Here is a 22,005-nt window from a genome sequence, read left to right as displayed (position 1 = left end):
CGTGCTCGGTTCGCGTTGTTGCGTTTCCGGTGGCCATTTGCGCGTCCTTTTATGTACAGGGGCTGGATGTCGAGGCTGGGGTAGGGGCGACTTCAGTCGCCCAGCGCGCGTTGAATCACCGACAAGCCGTTGATCGAAGCTTGGGTAGGTCGGGTTAGCGCAGCGTAACCCGACATCGGACGTGCCCATTGATGTTCATGTTGGTGTCGGGTTACGCCCTGCGGGCTAACCCGACCTACCCGTGCTTGCCGGTGATTCAACGCGCGGTGGGCGACTGAAGTCGCCCCTACAAAGGCACAGCACCATTAGCCGCCGCAAAGATTCCGCTGGTAACGGTGACGGTGACGTGGTGGCTGATTCCATCATAGAAGCGGAGCGGCTTGCGTGCCGGAATCCGCTGCGCCGGCCCTCAAGACGTAGCGGGAAAGCCTGCCCGGCAAAGGCATTTCGCGCCCTTCGGAATTCCCTCGTCTTCTCCCCTTGTGCAGCCCATGTACTGCCGATATACTTTAAAAAAACAAACGGGATTGTTGGTTTTGTTTGCAACTGCCCAGGCAGCAGCGAGCTGAAGCAAGAACCCTGTTTGCCGGATTAGCCACCGGACCCGAAACCCGCGTCACCAACCCATTCGAGAGGTAGGGCATGAGTGAGACAAAACAGCCCGGCAGGGACGTCCTGCTGGATATTTACCGGATCGCCACGCTGATCAAGACAGCCGACGACCGCTTCATCGAGCTGATCAAGGCCGGCCAGATCGCGTCGCCGTATTACTCGCCGCGTGGTCAGGAGCTGATTCCGGCGGCCATTTCGGTGAGCCTCAAGCCCAGCGATTACGTGGTCACCACCTACCGGGGCATCCACGACCAGCTGGCCAAGGGCATTCCGCTCAAGCCCTTCGTGGCCGAACTGTTTGGCCGCGCCACCGGCACCTGCAAGGGCAAGGGCGGGCCGATGCACGTGACCCACGTGGCCTCCGGCCTGCCGGTTACCACCGGCATCGTCGGCGCCGGCCTGCCGATCGCCAACGGGTTGGCCTGGGCATCGCAGCTGAAGGGCACCGACCAGGTCACGGTGGTGAACTTCGGCGACGGCGCCAGCAACATCGGCGCCTTTCACGAGGCGCTCAACCTGGCGGCCGTGTGGAAGCTGCCGGTGATCTTCGTGTGCCAGAACAACGGCTACGCCGAGCACACCAAATATGAATACGGCACCGGCGCCGCCACCATCGCCGACCGCGGCCTGGCCTATGGCATTCCCGGTGTCGAGGTGGACGGCAACGACGCCGTTGCCATGTGGCAGGCGGCCAGCACCGCCATTGCCCGCGCCCGCGCCGGCGACGGCCCGACCCTGCTGGAAGCCAACACCTTCCGTTTCCGGGGCCATTTGATGGGCGACGACAGCCATTACATCCCCAAGGAAGAAATGGCCGCCGCCATTGCCGCCGACCCGCTGCCGCGCTTCCGCGCCTGGCTGATTGAAGAGGGCCACGCCAGCGACGGCCAGTTGTCCGACATCGAAGCCACCAACGTGGCCGCCTTCGAGGAGGCCGTCGAGTTCGGCCTTGCCAGCCCTTATCCCGATGTATCCGAACTCGACAAGGATGTCGTTGCCGAGGGAGCCCAAGCATGAGCACCGTTCAAGCCAAGAAGATCAACATCGTCCAGGCCATCAACATGGCCCTTCACGACGCCATGGAGCTGGACAGCTCGGTGGTCGTGCTCGGCGAGGACATTGCCGACCGCGAAGGCGGCGGGGTGTTCAAGTGCACCGCCGGCCTATCGACCAGGTTTGGCACCGGCCGGGTCAAATCCACGCCGATCGCCGAGCAGGCGATTGTGGGTGCCGCGGTGGGCGGCGCGCTGGCCGGCCTGCGCCCGGTGGCCGAGATCATGCTGATGAACTTCACCACCGTGGCGATGGACCAGATCGTGAACCACGCGGCCAAGCTGCGCTTCATGACCGGCGGCCAGACCCATGTGCCCCTGGTGATCCGCACCACCACCGGCGCCGGCTTTGGCACCGGCGGCCAGCATGCCGACTACCTGGAAGCCTGGTTCGCCCACACCGCCGGCCTCAAGGTGGTGGCCCCGTCGACCCCGGCCGACGCCTACGGCCTGATGCTGTCGTGCATCTTCGACGACGACCCGTGCATCTTCATCGAGAACCTGCCCCTGTATTTCGTGCCGGGCGAAGCGCCGGTGCCGGGCGAGCGGGTGCCCATCGGCAAGGCCAAGGTGGTTCAGGAAGGCAGCGACATCACCCTGATCAGCTACAGCAAGACCCTGCACGAGGTGATTGCCGTGGCCAAGAGTCTCGCCAAGGAAGGCATTGCGGCCGAGGTGATCGACCTGCGCACCATTTCGCCGCTGGACATGGACACGATCATCGCGTCGGCCAGGAAGACCGGCCGCGCCGTGGTGGCCCACGAAGCCCAGGTGGATTTTGGCGTGGGTGCCGAGATTTCGGCCCGTCTCCACAAGGAACTCTTCGGCCAGCTCAAGGCGCCGGTCGCCCGGGTGGGCGCGGCGCGCTCGCCCGTGCCTTTCTCCAAGCCCCTGGAAACGGCCTTCGTGCCGACCCGGGAACGCATCCTCGCGGCCATCCGCGAAACACTCGCTTGAAATTCAACCCGGCCCCGGCTGAAGACACTCAAAGGACACAATCATGGCAACTGAAATCATTCTCCCCAAGCTCGGCTTTTCGGTGAACGAAGCCATCCTCACCGAATGGATGATTCCGGACGGCGGCGCAGTCTCCAAGGGCCAGCTGCTCTACACGATGGAGAGCGAAAAGTCGGTTCAGGAAGTCGAAGCCCCGGCCGACGGCACCCTGAAGATTCTCAAGGAAGCCGGCGAAACCTACGAAGTCGGCACCGTCATCGGCGAGCTGGTGTGATGAGCGCCAAGCCCGACGCCCCCGCAGCGCCGGCCTGGCCGGCCAGCCTGCCGCCCATGCCGGTCATGGACTTCACCCAGTTCGGCGAAGTCGAGACGCTTGCGCTGCCCCGTCACCAGAAGCTGGTGGCCTCGTTTCTGGCCCGCAACTGGGCCCAGATTCCTCATGTAACCCATCAGGACGAAGCCGAAGTGCCCACGCTGGAATCCGTGCGCAAGACGATGGGCGCCGAGCTGGGCATCAAGCTGACCCCGGTGCCCTTCCTGATCAAGGCGGCGGTCAAGGCGCTCAAGGCCTTTCCGCGCTTCAACGCCTCGCTGACTCCCGCCGGCGACGGGCTGGTGATGAAGCACTACTTTCACATCGGCGTGGCGGTTGAAACGCCCAACGGGCTGGTGGTGCCGGTGATTCGCGACTGCGACACGAAGTCGATCTCCGAAATCGCCCTTGAGCTGGCCGACAAGGCCGAACGGGCCCGCGGCAAGGGCCTGCCGATGAGCGAGATGTCCGGTGGCTGTTTCTCGATCAGCTCGCTGGGCAACCTCGGCGGCACCGGTTTCACGCCCATCATCAACGCGCCCGAGCTGGCCATTCTTGGTGTCACCCGCAGCGCCGAGCGCCTCAAGCTGGTGGACGGCCAGGTAAGCAGCGTGCCGGTGGTGCCGCTGTCGCTGAGCTATGACCACCGGGTCATCAATGGTGCGGATGCCGCGCGCTTCACCCGCTTCATCGCCGACGCGCTGGCCGATCCGGCTGCGCTGGCCTGAGTTCCAGCATCACTTCGAAGAAGGGACAAGAATATGACCATTCAAATCAAGGCAAGCGAAGTCCTCGGACGTTTTTCCCTCGAGGGGCGGGTTGCCCTGGTCACCGGCTCCGGCTCCGGCATCGGCGAGCGCATGGCCCATGTGCTGGCCGCAGCGGGGGCCCGGGTGGCCTGCGTGGCCCGCCGCGTCGAGCGGGTCGAAGCGGTTGCCCAGGCCATTCGCGATGCCGGCGGCCAGGCCATGGCCTGCCGCATGGACGTGGCCGACAAGGCCGCCATCGGCCCGGCGCTGGATGCCATCGAGGCCCACTTTGGCCAGCCGGTGGACATCCTGGTGAATAACGCAGGTTTGTCCAACCCCACGGTTTTTCAGCAGATGTCCGACGAGCAATGGACATCGCTGCTCGATGTGAACCTCTCTGGCCCCTATTACGCCGCCCAGGCCGTGGTCCAGCGCCTGATCGCGGCGGGGAAGGGCGGCTCGATCATCAACATCGCCTCCATCCTCGGTCACCTGGCCTATCCGGCCTTCCTGAACTACGGCACCACCAAGGGCGCGCTGATCCACATGACCCGCTACATGGCGCTCGACCTGCTTGGCCACGGCATCCGGGTCAATGCCATCGCGCCGGGATATTTCCCCAGCGAGATGACCAACCCGTTCTACGAATCCGAAGCCGGCATCAAGGAAATCGCCAATCTGCCCGCCAAACGCCTCGGCCGCCTGGAAGAACTCGATGGCCCGCTGCTGCTGCTGGCCAGTGATGCCTCGTCGTACATGAATGGCAGTGTCTTGACGGTGGACTATGGACACTCGGTTCGCTTGTCGTAGAATTCAGTAGAAGTTTCACTTTTGAAACACGAGCTTAATATTCCCCTCGTGCCCGGTCTCCCGCCGGGCTGGGGAAGACAGAGAGCAGAAGCGCATTCGGGCACGAAGAAGCCGCAGCACAAGCGGTCACCCGCCCGATGCCTTTCTGTACCGCGCCGAATTGCGGCCGCGGAAAAGGGAGCCTGACACGATGACAGAAGACACTACCCCCAACGCATTGCTCGAATCCGATCCCGCACCGGTTCGCAAGATCACGCGGCCCAAGCGGGATGCGGCGCGCAGCAAGGCCGCCGGCGGTACCTGGCAGGCCGAGAAGAGCCTGGCCACCCGCACCCAGATTCTCGACGCGACGCTGCAATGTCTCGTCGAACTCGGCTACACCCAGACCACCACCGAGAAGATCGCCCAGAAAGCCGGCGTCTCCCGGGGGGCGATGACCCATCACTTCAAATCCCGGGCCGACGTTTTCGAGGCTGCCGCCGAGTACATCACCGAGCTGCGCGCCGCCGAATACGAAGATGCCTGCCGGCGCATCAAGCTGCCGCCCGGCAACCTGGCCACCTTCGACAGCATGCTCGACACCTTGGTCGTGCTGCAAAAGTACTACTACGGTCGCGCCTCCTTCATCGCCCTGCAGGAATTGCAGCGCGGCGCCCGCACCGACAAGGCGCTGGCGCAGGTCATGGAGCCCCTCGAAAAGGTGCTCGACGACAAGAAAAACGCCAGCATGCTCAAGCGCTTTCCGTTCTGGGCGGATTACCCCGAAACCGGCGAAGTGCTGCGCGACTTGTTCTTCCACTCCCTCAAGGGCGTGGCGGTCAACCCGACGCCCTACATGAAGGGTGATCGTTTGCACCGGCTTCACCACCTGCTCGCCTCGGTGGCGATGATGGAGTTTGAAAAAGCTTACGAAGCCGCCCACGGCAGCAAGATTCCGGCGACGCCGACGCCCGAGTCTGATTCTGACCCCAAAGCCGCGCCCAAGGCCCGCAAGCCGCGCAAGACTACTTCGGCGTAAGCGCCGCGTTTTTCCTCCCGCTTTTCCGCGTTTTCCAGCGTTTTCTCCCCTGCGAGGTCGGGCCAGTGCCCGACCTCGCATCGCTGTGTTCCCTCGCTCCGTCCGCCTTTAACCCGCCCCTTTTGCAGAGGCGGCGGTAGGGGCGACTTCAGTCGCCCTCAGCCCCGAATCCCTCCAGCACAATCTTGCCCAGCGCCGTGCCGCTTTCGGCCAGCGCGTGGGGGCGGCGCAGGTTGGCGGCGTTGATCGAACCCAGATGCACCTGCGCCGTGCTGCGCACCGCCCCCTCGTCCACCAGATCGGCCAGCACCACCCGCAACTGCGTCTCGTCATGCACCTGTTGTCGGACGGCCTCATCGACTTCGTCCCGCGCTACGGCCTCTCGCAGGATTCCAAGCTCATCGGCCGCAAGCTGTGCGACAACACCCGCGTGCTCGTCGCCTCGCCCGCCACGGCCAGCCCGACAGCGTCGAAGAACTGACCCGCCGCAACTGCATCTGTTTCTACCGCAACGGCGAACTGTTCAACCGCTGGCGCCTCTTCCACCAGGGCCAGCAACGCGAAGTCACCGTCAGCGGCGACCGCGCCGCCGACGACGGCGCACTGGTGCGCCACTGGGCCGTGCAAGGCCAAGGCATCGTCTACAAATCACGGCTCGATTTGGAAGGCGATCTGGAAGCCGGGCGGCTGGTGGATCTGTTTCCGGACGCGCGGGGGGAACCGTCGCCGCTGTATGTGGCGTATCCGAGCCGGCGGTATCAGCCGGCGCGGATCAAGGTGTTGTTGGGGTATTTGGAGGAGGTGTTTGGGTGAGGGGGGCGACCGGAGCTGCCATTGGCTTGCTGCCGGCTGTCGGTCGGCAACGCATTGGTTACCTGACGTTCAACGGCAGATTGGCACGAACGTCAGCTTTCCAACCCTGCAAATGCGAACTCCCGACCCTGAACGGACAGTCGAGTCATGGGGAAGCTGACGTTCAACGTGGGTTTTGGGGCCCTTTCGAACGAAAGGTTATCGAAGGCGTCGTTGCTTTAGTTCAGTCAGTAAGTCCATTGGATCCGGTGGATTCGTCTTGGCAAAGAACTCTGTGCCAACAAGGATTGGCTGGTACCTAAGTTTGTATTTAAAGGACATTTCCGACGCCCGGCCAATAAATATTATGTCATTGAATCGGAGGGGGGCATTGTAGTGCTTGACCAACCTTGGGGGGAGTGCGGCATCAATGATGGTGTCGTCGCCTAACGAAATCCAGGCGTGAACTGCTTGATGTCCTGTCAGAGGTGCAGCGGCAAGTACTTCCTTCCGCAAGCTTTCCAGTGTCGCCTCAAATTCGTCAGTCCCATTGATGATGACATTGCCGAGAACGATGTTCGCCTCGATGCCCTGATGGTTCAAATAGGCAAAAATGTTCGTTGACAGTGTTTGGCACGAGTTTCCCCAATATTCGGGCAGAACATAGTCGAGAGTGGCCGAGAGATCGCTCACCAACTCGTGTGTGATACGTAGCGTGTTGTCTGAAATCGACCTCTGTTCGGAGATGATGGGATCTCGAATGAAGCCTAGTTTCCTTGATTCCAGCATGGCATTGGATAGCTGCTTACGGTATGAATTCGAGTAATCGTCGTTGTAATTAATCGGCACTTCCATATTTACCCTTCTTAAGCATTGGCTAGTGATGCAGAGCTTCTGGCCGACAACTGCCAAGTACAATTTCCAACCAACCGATTGGGCCGCGTGGCTGTTTCTAACCATCTGACAGACAGCCCACGACCCATAACTGTCGTTTGCAATTTTTCGATTGCCGACTGCTTTTCTATATAGAGTCAGTTTCTCGATGCAACCCAGTAGGGCCAAACGACCTATTTTGCATGAACCTTAAACGTGCCGAGAAAGCTTACAACTCTTCAACCCCTGTATCAATACCAAAGCCAAGCTGATTACGAACTTCATCGCTCATATAAAAGTCGTGAAGTGTCCGGTATGTGGTGGCCTCTGTTTTGATGGCCTTTATCTTGTGAAAGCGAACAGATCCGCTTATGACCGCAAGCTTTTCATTTGATGCAAAAGCAACAGGCGACTTGACACCCAAGGCTATATCCATCTCATGAGGTGGTTCATATTGATATTTACTGATAACACCAGCCTCTGGGAATAATACAAGGTTAGTGCCTTTGTTTCCTGTCTGCACAGACGGAAAAATAAGACCGTCTACCTGCTTTCCAAAACGAAGCCGTAGGTACTCGAAGACAACCTGAGTGGACAGATAGCTCAACTCATCGTTTCTACCCTTGGGCTTAGACATCTTCTTCACCAACGACCTCAAGAAGGTCTTAAGGTGTAAGGCATCACGATAGCCCATGTCTAGCAAAGTCAGCTTAGGGGCTTCGACCTCCTCCAGTTTGGTCAAGTCCAATAGTTTCAAAGTTGTAATCGGGGTCAGTGCAACACTGATCACATCGTCACCAGTAATAGAACGAATTTCGCTCAAGCATGTGCTCCGTTCCAAGGCGCAGTACAAAGCTGAAATTCCGTTCGGAGTCATCCGCTGGCTACTGGCTTTATCCTTAGGTGTAGGGCCGAGCTGTAAAGCTGGGCTACCAGCAATCTCCTTTGCTTTTTCGTAGCTATCGGCACTGCGAGCACGAAACAGTTCAGTTCCTTTATTGAGTGTTCGAATGATTTCAGGCTTTAGCTCGTCGTTGCTCGAGACAAGGAATTTAAAAACCGAATCAAGGAAGCCACGAGCAGTTGGATTGAAAAATCGGTGGGCGTGCCTGATTTCGTCAATAAAGTTAGCCCACTTGTTTTCATAGAAGTTGTGCTCCAAAAGACCATTGTCTTCATAAAAATGGGTTTCGTTGCCGTGACTGTTGGTTTTGAAATCGGCAGGGACACTATCGCAGAGTTCATCATAGAAAACTTCGTCCTGAAGATTGAACCAATCCTCAAAAATTACGTCGCAAGTGCTGACTGCAATCTGATCAGAACCACACTCGTAGAGCATTACATGCTCGAAGTTCGACAGGTCGTCTTCTGCGGCTATGTTCTCCCTTACACATTCGTAGATATAGTCAAAAAGAAATTTGGTTTCAACAGTTGCTCCAGTATTTTTGCAATAGCTACATGTACCGAACTGCCCCTTGCAGTTGACTAGATCCCTGAGAGACGGATGCGTGACACAAGCTGAACAAATCATTTTTACCTTATGAGCTTTTGGACAAGTGTGGAGTTGCATCGACATTTCACTGAGTGAGTAACTGATCTTTGCAGTTGCTCGAAAATCTAACGACTATGTTACCTAAAACAGCCAGCCAACCAGATTAGGCATCCGGCAGCTTCTGGCCGAAAACAGCCCTATTCGATTGCCGTTCAAGGAACCTTCAGATTTCGGTGTAAGGATAGATATTTTTGATATTCCTCGCGTGATAGCTACCAACCGACGACGCGTTTCTTAGTTCATTAAAAATGTATTCAGGGACATTTGCGTAGTCGTATGTCCGGTTCGACTTGAACTCAATGCGCAAAGTGCTTGAGCTGAAGTCGTAGCCAATACGCTCAATGTTCGACGAGTCAACAAATTGCATTTCCATGGTGTCTCCTGCTTGGTTAGTCCTTCTTTTGCGCAGCGCTTGGGTCCTGATTGCGCCACGCAGACACAAGTGCCGAGTAATCTTCCTTGCCCACCGCCTTGGACCAGCTTGTGGCGACAACTGGGTCCTTGCTATCCGGGAAGTGCCCTTCTCGCGGCAGCTTGAACCGGCAACGCATAGGCAACCGGGCTGCCTCGCCAGCGATAACGGCCTCCCCGGTTCGAAGTACCGGCAAGCTGTCCACGATCCCGGATATCCCCTCCGACATGGCCGACTTCACGCGACTGCGATCTGTTGCGTTATTGATCCTTAGAGCGAAGAGTGTTCCGCACTGAGACAAGATTGTTTCATCGATTTCGGAGGGCCTTTGGCTGACCAGCATCGCGCCGACACCAAACTTCCGCCCCTCCTTCGCAATCTTCTGCACCATGCCCTTGGCCAAGCCGACCGCACCAGTAGACAGGTAGCGGTGAGCCTCTTCCAGCACCAGCAGTACCGGCCTACTTTTCATGCCCTCCTTGTAGTTGCGCCCCCATAAAGCGGACTCAAAAATAATCTCCAGCACGGACCCCAACAGTAAATCCAAGCGTGCTGAAGGCATGCCCGAAAGGTCGAGAATGGTGATCGGCTTATCGTGCCCCAGCCAGCTCTTGATGAGCTCTGGCAGATCTTTTTTCACTTTCAAGTCGGCGTCTGGCTGCCAATCTCCAGGGGTCATGAAAAAAGAAAATTGATTGTCCAATAGGCGGGACCGCATCAAATCGAGCTGCTTTTTCATCACACCGCCGTTACCTTTATGTGGTGCGGCCTTCCCTGCGCTAGGCGGCTTGAATTTCGGCGGACTCAGACTCTCCGCGTCCCCTTTTTCAGTGAAAGAAGGAATCGTCTTTTCTTCGTCTTCCCAGTTGGCATTATCATAGACCATTAAGTCGTGCCAGATTTTTTTTAAATTGAACGGGATGGGCGTATCCGCCGAAACCCGCCCTAGATCGATTCCCTGGAGGACGTTGTTTTTAATAAACGCAATCTTCTGCTCCACAATGCGATCAAAAATCAAGCTCCTATTGCCCTCAGAAATCGGACCGCAAAGAAAATCGATTAGATTTTCGGATGAAACGCACCAGTAGGGAATATGAAGTTTGGTTTCCCCTTCTTTTGGGATGACCGAGAAAACGGAGGCGATATCGCCCAGCGCCGCCGAATACTCTCCGTGAATGTCGATCAACACAATCCGCGCTGCTGGATAACTGGTTTCTCCATGCTCATCCGTCACGATAGACCTGAGCAGGCTGGACACGCTGGTGGACTTGCCGGAGCCTGTCGATCCCAGCACTGCGGAGTGCCGGGTCACCAGCTTGTCCAAGTCGATACTGACCTTGATGCTGTCCGAGCTCGAAAGCGTGCCCACGACAATTTGGCCGGAGTCTGCGCTGCCATAGATCTTTCTGAGGTCGCTCTCGATGACCAAGTGAGCCTCATCGTTGATACTGGGGTATTGGCTGATACCTCGCTCGAATTCGTCGCCGATCGTTTCGCCCACCAATTCAATCTTGATCCAGCGCCGATCCGTCTCATGCGGATTGCCGACCTGATCAGCGCTGGAGGATTCGCTTGTCTCGGCGATCAGGCCATACAAGTTGTTATACCCTTGGGGAATCCTGACGAAGCTGCCAACTTGGCCCACACGGTGGGTTTTTCCGCCAATGATCAGCAGACCGGAGTTCACCTTCGGCGCCAACTCTACGGTCAAGGACGAGCCCGCCACGGCGCTGACGCTGCCCAGATAAGTTGGCTCCTTATTCACCTGCGACAACCTCAGGCACGGGCTCTGTCGCTTTAGCTTTACCGCCACCAGACATGGCGAGGAACCGAGCCAATAACTTAAAATCCCCTAACAAGAACTCGCCTCCATTCCAGTATTCCGCGCGGATCGCATCCCAGTTTTTGCTGGGCGGATCGCCCAGCTTCCAGGGGGCCCTGATGCCGTTGATAATCGCGCCATCCCGGCAGTAGACGCTCATGTTGGGGCAGCGGGACGCCAGCTCCGCAGCGTAGACCTCCTTGTCAAGATTTTGATACTGCAACGCGATCAAGGCAGAGGACGGGTTAGCGGACATGCATTCGCTCAGCTTTGCGGAGATATGCGCGTCCGCGAAAGAGAAGCCTGAGCAGATGAGTAGGGTATCTGGCTCCAGCAAGAAATTCTTCAAACGCTCAAATAGAGACGAGAACGGCGCGGATTGGGTTTGGTCATATTTAATATGCGATGGATACACCATCGTCGAGCCCGCGTCGGCATTGCTGCGAACAATCTCGCCATTAACGCTCTTTGACCAGCCGATGGAGCCGTGCAGCTTCCACAGGCGCACCCAACGTTTGGGTAAGTCATTGTTTGAAATGCTGGACGGATCGAAAAAAGGAGCCTTGGAGCCAGAGAAACCGTCGAAATATGGCGTCTTGACACGTTCCATAGCCTCCTCAAAAAGCAAGTCGTAATTGGTAGTGAAGATTTCCACCGGGTGATTGCGATTGATGCCGTTGATCCAAGAGATCGTATCGGAAAATGGATTCTCTCCAGCAGGCAAGGGCTTGCTGACTATCTCATAAATCAAAGCACATATTTTTTGAGAAAGGGATTGAAAGCCTTTCGCATCGAGGCCGCAGACTTTGGACTCGCCCAATACCTCGGCTAGTGCTCGAATACGTGATAGCGCCAGCTCGATGTTCGAGTTCTGGATTTGCTTTTCGATACCTCCAAACGCTTCCTTAAATTCATCCTCAAGCCCCTCCCGAATCAGGTCCGTCAAGCCCGCCACATTTGGGATCAGTGGCTCGTATCTTTCCGTCGATCCAATGTTTACGCTGACTGGAGCCCCCGCGCCAATCAGTAATCCTATCTTTTTTCGCCCATGGGAAATGATATGTTTAAAATCAAAAATATATTGATCAGGATTGTGAACGGTGTTTGTCAAAACTGTCCTTAGGGAAAATAAACTAATAATCTAATCGAGAATTTTCGCGCAATTTTTGGCAAGCCAGAATTACCTGGAAAGATATTGTCAATAATAGAGGAATTAGATGCAGAAGCTTTCTTGCTTTCATGTAGAAAAACACTGACGGAAGGGTGATAGCCGTCGGGCCGCACGATGCAACTAAATTACGTCAGCTTTGTGTCGGTAGCTGTCGTCCATCGCGAACGGCGTAAACGGTAGCTCCGGTCGAATAGCCAACTCTCCGAACTCCGCACGCTCACACCCCCAACCCCATCCCGTTATACACAACTCATTCGGCATAGCCACTTGCTCGCGTAAGTGCTTGTTTTTACGGGAAGCGAAGGTAAAGTTGACGAAAAATATGCAAAATGGCAAGTCATTGTTTTTAATGAGAATTAGACATGCCAAAGGACTTGTGTATAACGGTATGCCCCAACCCCTCCGGCCACAAAAAATAAGCCCCAAACCTCGGACTCACCCGAAACTCCCCACCCGCCTCCTTGCCCTTCTGCGTAATGAAGGTTCTCCCCTCCCGCAATTCCAGCAATCCGAGCGTTACCAACCGTTCAATCAATTCCGACGTCTTTATCCCCAGCTTCTGGGCCAGTTTCGATGAGGTCAGTTTGGTTTGTGTCGCCTCGACAGCCGGTGCAATCGCGGATTCTTCGGAAATCTCACGGGCAGGCGCAGGTGCGGGAGCCGGAGCCGGGACCACGACTGGCGGCGGCGCTACCGGCTGCAGCATCTCTTCCGTGATACCGAACTTCGCCTTGTAGTTCGGCATCAGCGGTTTGTGCAGGGCAAGGAGTTGCCGGCCGATTTCGGCCAGGGTTTCGAGGCTGACGATCTTGGCGATGATCAGCGGTGAGCCGGTTTCGACGCTCTTCTCGATCCACGTTTCGAGTTGATCCGATTTCAGCACGCGATCCGTCTTGAAGGTCTTTGGGCGGCCGATGCGGGCGTTCTTGGAAACCAGCACCAGCGATTCGAAACTGGGCTGAAGCCGGAAGCCCATGCGGGTGGGCATCTGGATCGTCTTGAAAACGTCCTTGAGCACTTCGATGTGGCGGTCATTCTGTTCAAGAGGGGAGGGGATACCGCGGGGTTTGCCGCCGAACCAGATTGAGAACTCGCCCTGCTCGTTAATCGACACGCCTTCGCTGAAGTGCTTGGTTTCGAGTACATACACTTCCAGCAGGCGGTTCAGGATCAGGTGATCGATCTGGGCGACCCGGCCATTGTGTTCGAGGCGCAGGTCGTGGATCACGATGCGGTTTTTGTGCGCCCCGCTATAGAAGTCGATGTCGTAGGCGGATTCGCTTTCGCCCTTCATGCCCGCCCGCATGAACTTCAATTCCCGTTCGATGAGCGCCTGTTTGTCTGGCGGCACGCGGGGGTTGGTAAGCAGGGAGGCGAGTTCTACGAGGTGGACGCTTTTGGCGTCGGTTTCTTTCAGGATCATGGACAGGGGCAATCTGTATTCACTAATCGGCAGGCCCTAATCGTACGCCTGCGCGTTGCATGCCTTGCGGATGACGGGTTGGTAATACTGCACTTTTCAAACGTATCCGATTAGGGTAGCAGAGCAATGTGCCATGCCCAAATGACATGGCTTTATGTAATAGCTGGATGAGCTGCGGCAGGCGATGGCCGTGCGTAGCCCGGGGCGCCTGCGCAAGCCGGCGGCTGTGGGTGCCAATTCGCCTCGCGTGAGCGCCCCACCAAGGCTGTTGCAGCAAGCTTGACTCCGTCAGCCGGGGCAGCGTCGGACTTCGGTTCGAACCGAAATCCGCTCGCACACGAAATTTCCGCACAAGCCCCTTTACCTGCGAATCTTTTCCTGTACCATAACAAACAGGATTGATTGTTTTATACAAAGCGAGGCTGGCCTGAATGACGCTCGATACTCCCCCGAAACTCGCCTGTCCCGACCAGCTTGAGCTGAACGGCGGGCACCCGACCCTGATGGGCAGCCGTTGCCGCAACTGCGGCGAGGTGTACTTTCCGGCCAGCCAGGGCTGCACCCGCTGCTGCGCCATCGACATGGAGCCCTTCACGCTCGGCAGCGAAGGCTTGCTGTGGTCCTGGACGATCCAGGGCTTTCAGCCCAAGACGCCCTACAACGGCGGCGAATCCGAAGCCGATTTCAAGCCCTACGGCGTCGGCTACGTGGAGATGCCGTCCGGCGTGAAGGTGGAAAGCCGCCTGACTGTTGCCGATCCGGCCGCGCTCAGGATCGGCATGCCGATGGTGCTCACGCTCGAGGCCTACCGCCAGGTGCCCGGCGAAGCGCCTGTCTTTACCTACGCTTTCGCCCCCGCGGCCTGAGCCCTTTTCCGGAAACACATCATGGATAACGAAGTCGCGATCATTGGCGTCGGCCTGCACCCCTTCGGGCGCACCGACGGCCTGTCCGGGCAGCAGCAGGGCGCCTACGCGCTGCGGGAGGCGCTCAAGGATGCGGGCGTCGAATGGAAGCAGGTTGGCGTCGCCTATGGTGGCAGCCAGGACGGCGGCAATGCCGATGCGCTGTCAAACCACCTGGGCCTCACCGGCATTCCCTTTGTGAACGTGGCCAACGGCTGCGCCACCGGCGGTTCGGCGCTGGCCAGCGTGATCGCCGCGATCCAGTCGGGCATGGCCGAGATTGGCGTGGCGGTGGGTTTCGACAAGCATCCCCGCGGCGCCTTCAACCCGCGCCCCAAAGATTGGGGCCTCGAAGACTGGTATGGCGAAACCGGCCTGATGCTGACGACCCAGTTCTTCGCCCTCAAGACCCAGCGCTACATGTTCGAGCACGGCATTACCGACGACGCCCTGGTGCGCATTGCCCAGCGCGCCTTTCGCAACGGCGCGCTGACGCCCCATGCGTGGCGCCGCCGGGAGCTTTCGTATGAGGAGATCGCCGAGTCGATGCCGGTGAACCTGCCGCTCCGCAAGTACATGTTCTGCAACCCGGCCGAAGGCGGCGCGGCGCTGGTGCTGTGCAGCGCAAAGCATGCCCGCAAGTTCACCGCCAACCCGGTCATCGTGAAGGCCGCGGTGATGCGCACCCGCCACCACGGCTCCTTCGAAGTGTTCAACCCCGGCCTTGCCGCGCAGCAATCGCCGGCGCCCACCGTGATGGCGTCCCGCGCCGCTTTCGAGCTGGCCGGCGTCGGCCCCGGCGATATCGACGTGATCCAGCTGCAGGACACCGACAGCGGCTCGGAGCTGATCCACATCGCCGAGAACGGCTTTTGCGAGCACGGCGAACAGGAACACCTGCTGCGCTCGGGCGCCACCGAGATCAACGGCCGCCTGCCCATCAACACCGACGGCGGCTGCCTTGCCAACGGCGAGCCGGTGGGCGCCTCGGGCCTGCGCCAGGTCATCGAGATCTGCACCCAGCTGCGCGGGCAGGCCGGGCAGCGCCAGGTCGCGGATACACCGCGGCTCGGCTACACCCACGTCTATGGCGCGCCCGGCGTCAGCGCCGTGACGATCCTTCAGGCCGGCTGAGCGCTTTCCTACATACAAAAAAGAGGAGACAAAGACATGAACAAACCCGAAGAAAAATTCACGCTGCTGCCCCAGGATCAGGCCGGCGACCCGAAGCTGTTCCAGACACTGCTGAAGCAGGAAACCGTGCCCGTGCCCGATTACCTGGCCGAGCACTATCCGGGCTTCAGCAATGAAGACCTGTCCGTCGATCGCTACGCCTCGCGCGAATTCCATCGCCTCGAAGCCACCAGGATGTGGACCCGCACCTGGCAGTTCGTCGGCCGTGAAGAGCAGATTCCCAAGGCCGGCGATCACCTGGTGTACGACATCATCGACAACTCCATCATCGTGATGCGCGGCGACGATGGCGTGATCCGCGGTTTTCACAACTCGTGCCTGCACCGCGGCCGGGCGCTGCGCATGGACGGGGGCACCGTCGGCAAGCTCAAGTGTCCGTACCACGGCTTTACCTGGAGCCTGAAGGGCAAGCTTGAAAGCATTCCCTGTGCCTGGGATTTCAAGCACATCGAAGGGCAGAACAACGATCTGCCGCAGGTTCGCGTCGAAAGCTGGCTGGGCTTCGTGTTCATCAACCTGGACGACAACGCCCCCCCGCTGGCCGATTACCTGAACGAATTGCCCCAGCACTTCCGCGACTACGCCTTCGAGCGCTCGGTGATCATCGCCCACGTGCAGCGCCGGGTGGCGACCAACTGGAAAGTGGCCCAGGAGGCGTTCATGGAATCCATGCACGCCCACGTGACCCACCCGCAGATCCTTACCTTTACCGGCGATTGCGACAGCCAGTACGACATGTACGGCGACAACATCAGCCGCAGCGTCACCCCGATGGCCGTGCCCAGCTCTCACACCAAAGGTGTGGTCGAGCCGCTGGTGCTCCATGACATTCTGGCGGAATCCGGCCGCATGGCCGATTCGAACGCCGACGCCCACACGCTGCCCGAGGGCCAGACCACCCGCCAGTACATCGGCGAGCTCAATCGCAGCATCTTCGGCGAAGCCTCGGGTCGTGATCTTTCCCACGCCACCCTGGCCGAACTGCAGGACGCCATCCTGTACTCGATCTTCCCCAACACCCAGATCTGGTCGGGCTACTGCGGCAACATCGTCTATCGGGTGATTCCGGACGGCGACAACCACGAAAGCTGCATCTTCGACGTGATGCTGCTGTGGCGTCACAAGGAAGGCGAAGTGCCGCCGGCGCCGGCCAGGCTCAACCGCCTGCCGGACGACCAGCCCTTCTCGGCGGCTTCTGAGCTGGGCGCCCTCGGGCCGGTGTTCGACCAGGACATGCGCAACCTGGGCGCGATGACCAAGGGCCTCAAGGCCTCGAAAAAAGGTGCCGTGAGCCTCGCCAGCTACCAGGAAAGCCGCATCCGCCACCACCACCAGACCCTCGACAAGTACCTTGGCACCGGAGGTGGCAAGTGAGCACCGGCGCCCCTGCGATGAACACCCAGTGGCGGCTGACAAGCCGCCCGACGGGCGAGGTCGGCCGCGAACACTTCGAGGTGACCCACAGCCCGCTGCCCGAACCGGGCGAGGGCGAAGTGCGGGTGAGAAACCTCTACCTGCTCATTCCGCCCTCCATGCGCCTGTGGATGAACGAGAAGGACACCTACTTCCCGGCGCAGGTTCTGGGCGAGGTGATGACCGGCATCACCCTCGGCGTGGTCGAGTCGTCCCGCGATCCGTCGCTGGCGCCCGGCGATTATGTAAATGGCCTGGGCGGCTGCCAGGAATGGTCCATCGCCCCGGCTGTGCACCTGCAAAAGATCCAGCCGCGCCCCGGCGTGCCGCTGGCCGCCTACCGCTCGGTGCTCGACGTGCAGGGCCTCACCGCCTACTGCGGCCTGACCGAAATCGGCAAGCCCAGGGCGGGCGAAACCCTGGTGGTGACGGCCGCCGCCGGCAGCGTCGGCTCGCTGGTGTGCCAGATCGGCAAGAAGCTCGGCCTGAAGGTGGTGGGCATTGCCGGCGGGGCGGATAAGTGCGCCTGGCTGCGGGACGAGTGCGGCATCGAAAACGTCATCGACTACAAGCACGAGGACGTTGCCGCGCGGCTCGACGCCCTGTGCCCGGAGGGCATCGACATCGCCTACGAAAACGTCGGTGGCCCGGTGATGGACATGATCATCGAACGCCTCCGCAACAAGGGCCGCGTCGTGCTGTGCGGGCTGGTGTCCAGCTACAACGGCGGCGTCACCCAGAACACCGCAGCGCTGATGCAGCTGGTGAACAAGGCGGCGCGGATGGAAGGCTTTCTGGTGAGCGAATACCTCCATCGCTACGCCGAAGTGATCGCCACGCTGCAGGACTGGGCCGCCGACGGCAGCCTGAAATACAGGATCGAAGTGCTGGACGGCCTCGACAAGATCGTCGAGGCGATGACCCGCGTCTTCCACGGGAAGAATCAGGGCGTCCAGTTGGTGAAAATTTCGGAAGAGGGCACGCAATGACCCAGGAACTGAGAGCGAAGGCCGAGCGCCTGCGCCAGGAGGTGCGCGATTTTTACGCCACCGTGATGCCCGCTGATCTGCGCGACAAGGCCCACCGCCACCAGGTGCTGAGCAAGGAAGACTACGTTGGCTGGATGCGCCTGCTCGACAAGCAGGGCTGGTCGGTTGCCCACTGGCCCGAAGCGCTGGGCGGCAAGGGCTGGTCGCCGCTGGAGCGCTTCGCCTTCGAGGATGAACTGGCCCGCCTGGGCTGCCCGTGGGTGATCCCCTTCGGCGTCAAGTACGTGGGCCCGGTGATCTACGCTTTTGGCACCGACGCGCAAAAGCAGCGCTTTTTGCCGGGCATCAAGACCACCGAGGAGTTCTGGGCTCAGGGCTATTCCGAGCCGGGCGCGGGTTCCGATCTGGCCGGGCTGCGCACCATGGCCTTGAAGGACGGCGACCATTACGTGGTGAACGGTCAGAAGGTATGGACCACCTACGCCCAGTGGGCCGACTGGCTGTTCTGCCTGGTGCGCACCGATCGGGACGACAAGCCCCAGACCGGCATCTCCTTTCTGCTCATCGACATGAAGAGCCCGGGCGTGACGGTCAAGCCGATCCGCACCATGGACGGCTTCGAGCATGTGAATGAAGTGTGGCTGGAAGACGTGAAGGTGCCCGCCGAAAACCTGATCGGCGAAGAGGGTAAGGGCTGGACTTACGCCAAGTTCCTGCTCAAGAACGAACGCACTGCCGGCGCCATCGTCGGCTGGGCGTGGCACGTGCTGGACCGCCTCAAGAAGCACGCCCGCGACACGCGGGTGAATGGTGTCGCGCTGATCAATCAGCCGCTGATGCGCAACCGCATCGGCGAGTACGAACTGCGCTTCATGGCCCTGGAGCTGGCCGCCTACCAAGCGGTGACGGCGATGGTGGACGGCACCGAAAATGGCAGCGAGGCCTCGCTGATCAAGCTGCGCGGCACCGAGCTTTACCAGGAAGTGATGGAAACCCTCGTCGAAGCCCTTGGCGCGGCGGGTGTCGCGGTCGATATCGCCACCCTTCACAGCGCCGGCCTGCCGCCGCTGGGGCCGGACGACACCGGCGGCATCCTGAAGGACCATTTCTATAACCGCGCTGCAACCATCTTCGGCGGCTCGTCGGAGATCCAGCGCAATATCGTTGCCAAGGTGGTGCTGGGCTTATGAAAACAGATCTCGAAACAATCGGCATGCTGCGCGACAGCGCGGCCCGCTACGCCGACGACAACTACAGCTTCCAGCAGCGCTGGGCCGTGCTCGATACGCCCGAAGGCTACAGCCGCAAGGCCTGGAGCGACTTTGCCGAATTCGGCTTTCTGGCCCTGCGCCTGCCCGAGGAAGACGGCGGCCTCGATGGCGACGCCGTTGCCGTCGGCGCGATCATGGAGATCGTCGGCGCCCGCCTTTTGATGGAGCCGCTGCTCGCCAGCAGCGTTGTTGGCACCGGCCTGCTGCTCAAGCTGGGCTCGGATGCGCAAAAATCCGCGCTGCTGCCCCAACTGGCCGACGGTTCGCTGGTGCTGGCCCTGGCCGATGAGGACGACGCGGCCAGGCCCTGCGTGTTTGCGGACGGCCGGCTCAGCGGCCGCAAGCTCGGTGTGCTTCACGGCGACATCGCCGGCAAGCTGCTGGTTTCGGCGCAGGACGCCGCCCGTGGCGAGGCCGTGGTGGTGCTCGTCGATGCCGCTGGCGCCGGCGTGAGCCGCCGCACGCACAAGCTGGTGGATGGGCGCGGTGCGGCCATCGTCGATTTTGATGGGGCCGTGGCCGAGCTGCTGCAGCCTGAATCGGGCACCCGCGCCGACGCGGCGCTGGCCGATATCCGCGACGAGGCCGCCGTGGTCCTGTGTGCCGAGAGCCTCGGCATCGTGCGCAGCCTGGTGCACATCACCACCGAATACCTGAAGGTGCGCAAGCAGTTCGGCCGCGTGATCGGCAGCAACCAGGCGCTCCAGCACCGCATGGTGGATTGCCTTTTGCTGCAGGAGGAAATCCGCGCCCTGACCGCCGCGGCCCAGCAGGCTCTGGCAGGGCCGGCGGCCGAGCGCACGCGCATCGTCAGCGGCGCGCGGGCCTACGTGGTGCACGCCGCCCGCAAGGTGTGCAACGAGGCCGTGCAGATGCACGGCGGCCTTGGCGTGACCGACGAGCTGGACGTGAGTCATTACTTCCGCCGCCTGATGGTGAATGCCGCGCTGTTCGGCAATCGTGATGCTCATTTCGGGCGATTCGTGGACGCCGCGCTGGCGGCCTGAGGGAGAAGCAGCATGCGCACGGACGTAAGCGGCTGGCAGGTGCGCCTCGACGACGCCCTGATTCAGCGATACACCGCCAGTGGCGACTGGCCCGGCAAGACCCTCGCCGATTTTGCCTACGAACTGGCGGCCCGCGATCCCGAGCGGGTCACCCACGTTTTTGGCGAGCAGCGCTGCACGGTCAGCGAACTGCTGGCCGAGGCCGAGATGCTTGCGGCCGCCCTGCAGCAGCGTGGGCTGGAAGCGGGCGACGTGGTGAGTTTTCAGTTGCCCAACTGGCGCGAGGCGGTGGTCATCGACCTCGCCACGACGATGCTGGGCCTGGTCGTGGCGCCCATCGTGCCGATCTACCGGGACACCGAAGTGGCCTTCATGCTGGCCGACGCCGGCGTCAAGGCCGCGTTCTATCCGGCCAGTTACCGGGGTTTCGAGTACGCGGCGATGATGCAGCGCCTGGCGCCGGAACTGCCGCGCCTCAGGCTGCACATTCCGGTGCGCAGCGACGGCGGCGAGAGCGGCAGCTACGACGCCCTGGTGGGCGAAGGCCGGCGCCTGGCCGAACGCCCCAAGGTGGACGCCAACGCGGTGAAGATGATTCTTTACACGTCCGGCACCACCGGGCGGCCGAAGGGCGTGCTGCACACCCACAACACCGGGCCGCTGCGCCTCGAGCGGGCCTTTGAAACCTGGTCGCGGGGTTCGGACATTGCCGGCATCGCCAACGTGTTGCTGATGGCCTCGCCGGTAACCCACGTTACCGGCCAGAGCGGCATGGAGCTGCCCTTTTGCAGCGACAGCCGCACGGTTTTCATGGAACGCTGGAGCGCCGACGAGGCCCTTGACCTGATCGATGCCGAGCGGGTCACCGCCAGCGTCGGCGCCACGCCCTTTCTTCACGAGTTGCTGGGTGCCGCCGAAAAAACCGGGCGTCGCCTGCCCAGCCTGCAGGTTTTTGCCTGCGGGGGCGCCGAGGTGCCGCCGGCCCTGATCGGCAAGGCCTATGAGGTGCTTGAGCAGTGCCGCGCCTTCCGGGTGTATGGCTCCAGCGAAGTGCCGCTGACCACCCTTGGCTTTTGCGGCGAGGGCGAAATGGAACTGGCCGCCACCACCGATGGCCGGATCGCCGATTACGAAGTGCGCATCCTCGATGACGAAGGGCATCCGCTGTCCTTTGGCCAGGAGGGTGAAATCTGCGTGCGCGGGCCGTCCATGTTCCTGGGCTACGGCGACCCGGACGCCACTGCGGCCAGTTTCGACGCGGAGGGCTTCTTCGCCACGGGCGACCTGGGCCGCGTGACCCAGGAAGGTGCCATCGTGGTTACCGGGCGCAAGAAGGATCTGATCAACCGGGGCGGCGAAAAGGTCAGCGCCAAGGAAGTGGAGGACATTCTTCACCGCATGCCCCAGATCCGCGAGGCCGCGGTGGTTGCGATGCCTCACGCGCGCCTCGGCGAAACCCTGTGCGCCTACGTGATCGCCAGGCCCGGCGACGAGAAGCTGAACCTCGACAGCGTGCTGGGCTTTGTCGCCGCCAGCGGCGTCGCGAGGCAGAAATACCCGGAGTGCCTGGTGGTCGTGGAGGATTTTCCGCGCACTGCCTCGGGCAAGATTCGCAAGGACCGCCTGCGCGCCGACATTCGCCAGCGCCTCGAGGCATAGGCCCGACAAGG

The 22,005-nt window shown here is 60.4% G+C and carries 22 protein-coding genes; 15 read left to right on the top strand and 7 right to left on the bottom strand.

What is annotated here, in order from left to right; all coding sequences use genetic code 11:
• The first annotated feature begins 642 nt into the window (after positions 1-642).
• The 6 genes from Q1W26_RS17545 to Q1W26_RS17520 all read left to right on the top strand — a co-directional run bounded on the left by Q1W26_RS17545 (position 643) and on the right by Q1W26_RS17520 (position 5,511).
• Entirely contained in the window at positions 643-1,629 is a 987-nt protein-coding gene (locus Q1W26_RS17545) for a thiamine pyrophosphate-dependent dehydrogenase E1 component subunit alpha (protein ID WP_300442814.1), read from the top strand.
• The gene (locus Q1W26_RS17540; protein WP_300442813.1) at positions 1,626-2,621 is read left to right on the top strand and encodes a pyruvate dehydrogenase complex E1 component subunit beta; all 996 of its coding nucleotides are present in this window, start codon (positions 1,626-1,628) and stop codon (positions 2,619-2,621) included. Before Q1W26_RS17545 ends, Q1W26_RS17540 begins: the two co-directional genes overlap by 4 nt.
• Before the next feature lie 43 nt (positions 2,622-2,664).
• Positions 2,665-2,895 carry a lipoyl domain-containing protein gene (locus Q1W26_RS17535; RefSeq protein ID WP_300442811.1) on the top strand — a complete coding sequence of 77 codons (231 nt, stop codon included), beginning with the start codon at positions 2,665-2,667 and terminating at the stop codon, positions 2,893-2,895.
• Positions 2,895-3,662, top strand: coding sequence for a 2-oxo acid dehydrogenase subunit E2 (locus Q1W26_RS17530; RefSeq protein ID WP_300442809.1), 768 nt, complete (start codon positions 2,895-2,897; stop codon positions 3,660-3,662). The genes Q1W26_RS17535 and Q1W26_RS17530 overlap by 1 nt, the downstream gene beginning before the upstream one ends.
• Before the next feature lie 33 nt (positions 3,663-3,695).
• Positions 3,696-4,493: an SDR family oxidoreductase gene (locus Q1W26_RS17525; RefSeq protein ID WP_300442807.1), complete on the top strand. Its 798-nt coding sequence runs from the start codon at positions 3,696-3,698 to the stop codon at positions 4,491-4,493.
• Positions 4,494-4,683: 190 nt separating this feature from the next.
• Positions 4,684-5,511: a helix-turn-helix domain-containing protein gene (locus Q1W26_RS17520; protein WP_300442806.1), complete on the top strand. Its 828-nt coding sequence runs from the start codon at positions 4,684-4,686 to the stop codon at positions 5,509-5,511.
• Between the two features lie 148 nt (positions 5,512-5,659).
• Here Q1W26_RS17520 and Q1W26_RS17515 read toward each other — a convergent pair whose 3' ends face one another.
• A complete protein-coding gene (locus tag Q1W26_RS17515; RefSeq protein WP_300442804.1) occupies positions 5,660-5,848 on the bottom strand; it encodes a hypothetical protein in 189 nt (62 codons plus the stop codon).
• Between Q1W26_RS17515 and Q1W26_RS17510 the strand changes: the two genes are divergently transcribed.
• Positions 5,843-5,992 (top strand): hypothetical protein, encoded by a 150-nt coding sequence (locus Q1W26_RS17510; protein WP_300442802.1) that lies wholly within the window; start codon positions 5,843-5,845, stop codon positions 5,990-5,992. The two genes, Q1W26_RS17515 and Q1W26_RS17510, sit on opposite strands and share 6 nt — an antisense overlap.
• Positions 5,926-6,324: a LysR substrate-binding domain-containing protein gene (locus tag Q1W26_RS17505; protein ID WP_300442800.1), complete on the top strand. Its 399-nt coding sequence runs from the start codon at positions 5,926-5,928 to the stop codon at positions 6,322-6,324. Before Q1W26_RS17510 ends, Q1W26_RS17505 begins: the two co-directional genes overlap by 67 nt.
• Positions 6,325-6,522: 198 nt before the next feature.
• On the opposite strand, the gene Q1W26_RS17500 is transcribed toward Q1W26_RS17505, so the two are convergent.
• From Q1W26_RS17500 to Q1W26_RS17475, 6 genes are all read right to left on the bottom strand, one after another.
• A complete protein-coding gene (locus Q1W26_RS17500; protein WP_300442798.1) occupies positions 6,523-7,158 on the bottom strand; it encodes a hypothetical protein in 636 nt (211 codons plus the stop codon).
• Positions 7,159-7,405: 247 nt separating this feature from the next.
• Entirely contained in the window at positions 7,406-8,746 is a 1,341-nt protein-coding gene (locus tag Q1W26_RS17495; RefSeq protein WP_300442796.1) for an RES family NAD+ phosphorylase, read from the bottom strand.
• Between the two features lie 145 nt (positions 8,747-8,891).
• Positions 8,892-9,095, bottom strand: a complete 204-nt coding sequence (locus Q1W26_RS17490) for a KTSC domain-containing protein (RefSeq protein ID WP_300442815.1) — start codon at positions 9,093-9,095, stop codon at positions 8,892-8,894.
• Positions 9,096-9,117: 22 nt separating this feature from the next.
• Positions 9,118-10,905: an ATP-binding protein gene (locus Q1W26_RS17485; RefSeq protein WP_300442794.1), complete on the bottom strand. Its 1,788-nt coding sequence runs from the start codon at positions 10,903-10,905 to the stop codon at positions 9,118-9,120.
• Positions 10,898-12,073 carry an SIR2 family protein gene (locus tag Q1W26_RS17480; protein WP_300442792.1) on the bottom strand — a complete coding sequence of 392 codons (1,176 nt, stop codon included), beginning with the start codon at positions 12,071-12,073 and terminating at the stop codon, positions 10,898-10,900. The genes Q1W26_RS17485 and Q1W26_RS17480 overlap by 8 nt, the downstream gene beginning before the upstream one ends.
• Before the next feature lie 406 nt (positions 12,074-12,479).
• Positions 12,480-13,556, bottom strand: coding sequence for a nuclease-related domain-containing protein (locus tag Q1W26_RS17475; RefSeq protein WP_300442791.1), 1,077 nt, complete (start codon positions 13,554-13,556; stop codon positions 12,480-12,482).
• Positions 13,557-13,987: 431 nt separating this feature from the next.
• On the opposite strand from Q1W26_RS17475, the gene Q1W26_RS17470 reads away from it, so the two are divergent.
• Genes Q1W26_RS17470 through Q1W26_RS17440 form a run of 7 tightly spaced genes read left to right on the top strand, consistent with a single transcriptional unit; the run spans position 13,988 to position 21,994 of the window.
• Positions 13,988-14,422, top strand: coding sequence for an OB-fold domain-containing protein (locus tag Q1W26_RS17470; RefSeq protein WP_300442789.1), 435 nt, complete (start codon positions 13,988-13,990; stop codon positions 14,420-14,422).
• A 21-nt stretch (positions 14,423-14,443) separates the two neighbouring features.
• Entirely contained in the window at positions 14,444-15,595 is a 1,152-nt protein-coding gene (locus tag Q1W26_RS17465; protein ID WP_300442788.1) for a thiolase family protein, read from the top strand.
• A gap of 36 nt (positions 15,596-15,631) precedes the next feature.
• A complete protein-coding gene (locus Q1W26_RS17460; RefSeq protein ID WP_300442786.1) occupies positions 15,632-17,029 on the top strand; it encodes an aromatic ring-hydroxylating dioxygenase subunit alpha in 1,398 nt (465 codons plus the stop codon).
• Entirely contained in the window at positions 17,026-18,057 is a 1,032-nt protein-coding gene (locus tag Q1W26_RS17455; RefSeq protein WP_300442784.1) for an NADP-dependent oxidoreductase, read from the top strand. Before Q1W26_RS17460 ends, Q1W26_RS17455 begins: the two co-directional genes overlap by 4 nt.
• Entirely contained in the window at positions 18,054-19,247 is a 1,194-nt protein-coding gene (locus Q1W26_RS17450; protein ID WP_300442782.1) for an acyl-CoA dehydrogenase family protein, read from the top strand. Before Q1W26_RS17455 ends, Q1W26_RS17450 begins: the two co-directional genes overlap by 4 nt.
• Positions 19,244-20,335: an acyl-CoA dehydrogenase family protein gene (locus Q1W26_RS17445; RefSeq protein ID WP_300442780.1), complete on the top strand. Its 1,092-nt coding sequence runs from the start codon at positions 19,244-19,246 to the stop codon at positions 20,333-20,335. The genes Q1W26_RS17450 and Q1W26_RS17445 overlap by 4 nt, the downstream gene beginning before the upstream one ends.
• Before the next feature lie 12 nt (positions 20,336-20,347).
• A complete protein-coding gene (locus Q1W26_RS17440; RefSeq protein WP_300442778.1) occupies positions 20,348-21,994 on the top strand; it encodes an AMP-binding protein in 1,647 nt (548 codons plus the stop codon).
• Positions 21,995-22,005: the final 11 nt, after the last annotated feature.

Source organism: Zoogloea sp. (assembly GCF_030157465.1).
Lineage (GTDB): Bacteria > Pseudomonadota > Gammaproteobacteria > Burkholderiales > Rhodocyclaceae > Zoogloea.
This window is presented reverse-complemented; position numbering and strand designations above follow the sequence as displayed.

Bases quoted from the DNA above. Each gene is read 5' to 3' on its own strand.
- Q1W26_RS17545 (WP_300442814.1), top strand. From the start codon at position 643: ATGAGTGAGACAAAACAGCCCGGCAGGGACGTCCTGCTGGATATTTAC.
- Q1W26_RS17540 (WP_300442813.1), top strand. From the start codon at position 1,626: ATGAGCACCGTTCAAGCCAAGAAGATCAACATCGTCCAGGCCATCAAC.
- Q1W26_RS17535 (WP_300442811.1), top strand. From the start codon at position 2,665: ATGGCAACTGAAATCATTCTCCCCAAGCTCGGCTTTTCGGTGAACGAA.
- Q1W26_RS17530 (WP_300442809.1), top strand. From the start codon at position 2,895: ATGAGCGCCAAGCCCGACGCCCCCGCAGCGCCGGCCTGGCCGGCCAGC.
- Q1W26_RS17525 (WP_300442807.1), top strand. From the start codon at position 3,696: ATGACCATTCAAATCAAGGCAAGCGAAGTCCTCGGACGTTTTTCCCTC.
- Q1W26_RS17520 (WP_300442806.1), top strand. From the start codon at position 4,684: ATGACAGAAGACACTACCCCCAACGCATTGCTCGAATCCGATCCCGCA.
- Q1W26_RS17510 (WP_300442802.1), top strand. From the start codon at position 5,843: ATGCACCTGTTGTCGGACGGCCTCATCGACTTCGTCCCGCGCTACGGC.
- Q1W26_RS17500 (WP_300442798.1), bottom strand. From the start codon at position 7,158: ATGGAAGTGCCGATTAATTACAACGACGATTACTCGAATTCATACCGT.
- Q1W26_RS17495 (WP_300442796.1), bottom strand. From the start codon at position 8,746: ATGCAACTCCACACTTGTCCAAAAGCTCATAAGGTAAAAATGATTTGT.
- Q1W26_RS17490 (WP_300442815.1), bottom strand. From the start codon at position 9,095: ATGCAATTTGTTGACTCGTCGAACATTGAGCGTATTGGCTACGACTTC.
- Q1W26_RS17475 (WP_300442791.1), bottom strand. From the start codon at position 13,556: ATGATCCTGAAAGAAACCGACGCCAAAAGCGTCCACCTCGTAGAACTC.
- Q1W26_RS17470 (WP_300442789.1), top strand. From the start codon at position 13,988: ATGACGCTCGATACTCCCCCGAAACTCGCCTGTCCCGACCAGCTTGAG.
- Q1W26_RS17465 (WP_300442788.1), top strand. From the start codon at position 14,444: ATGGATAACGAAGTCGCGATCATTGGCGTCGGCCTGCACCCCTTCGGG.
- Q1W26_RS17460 (WP_300442786.1), top strand. From the start codon at position 15,632: ATGAACAAACCCGAAGAAAAATTCACGCTGCTGCCCCAGGATCAGGCC.
- Q1W26_RS17450 (WP_300442782.1), top strand. From the start codon at position 18,054: ATGACCCAGGAACTGAGAGCGAAGGCCGAGCGCCTGCGCCAGGAGGTG.
- Q1W26_RS17445 (WP_300442780.1), top strand. From the start codon at position 19,244: ATGAAAACAGATCTCGAAACAATCGGCATGCTGCGCGACAGCGCGGCC.
- Q1W26_RS17440 (WP_300442778.1), top strand. From the start codon at position 20,348: ATGCGCACGGACGTAAGCGGCTGGCAGGTGCGCCTCGACGACGCCCTG.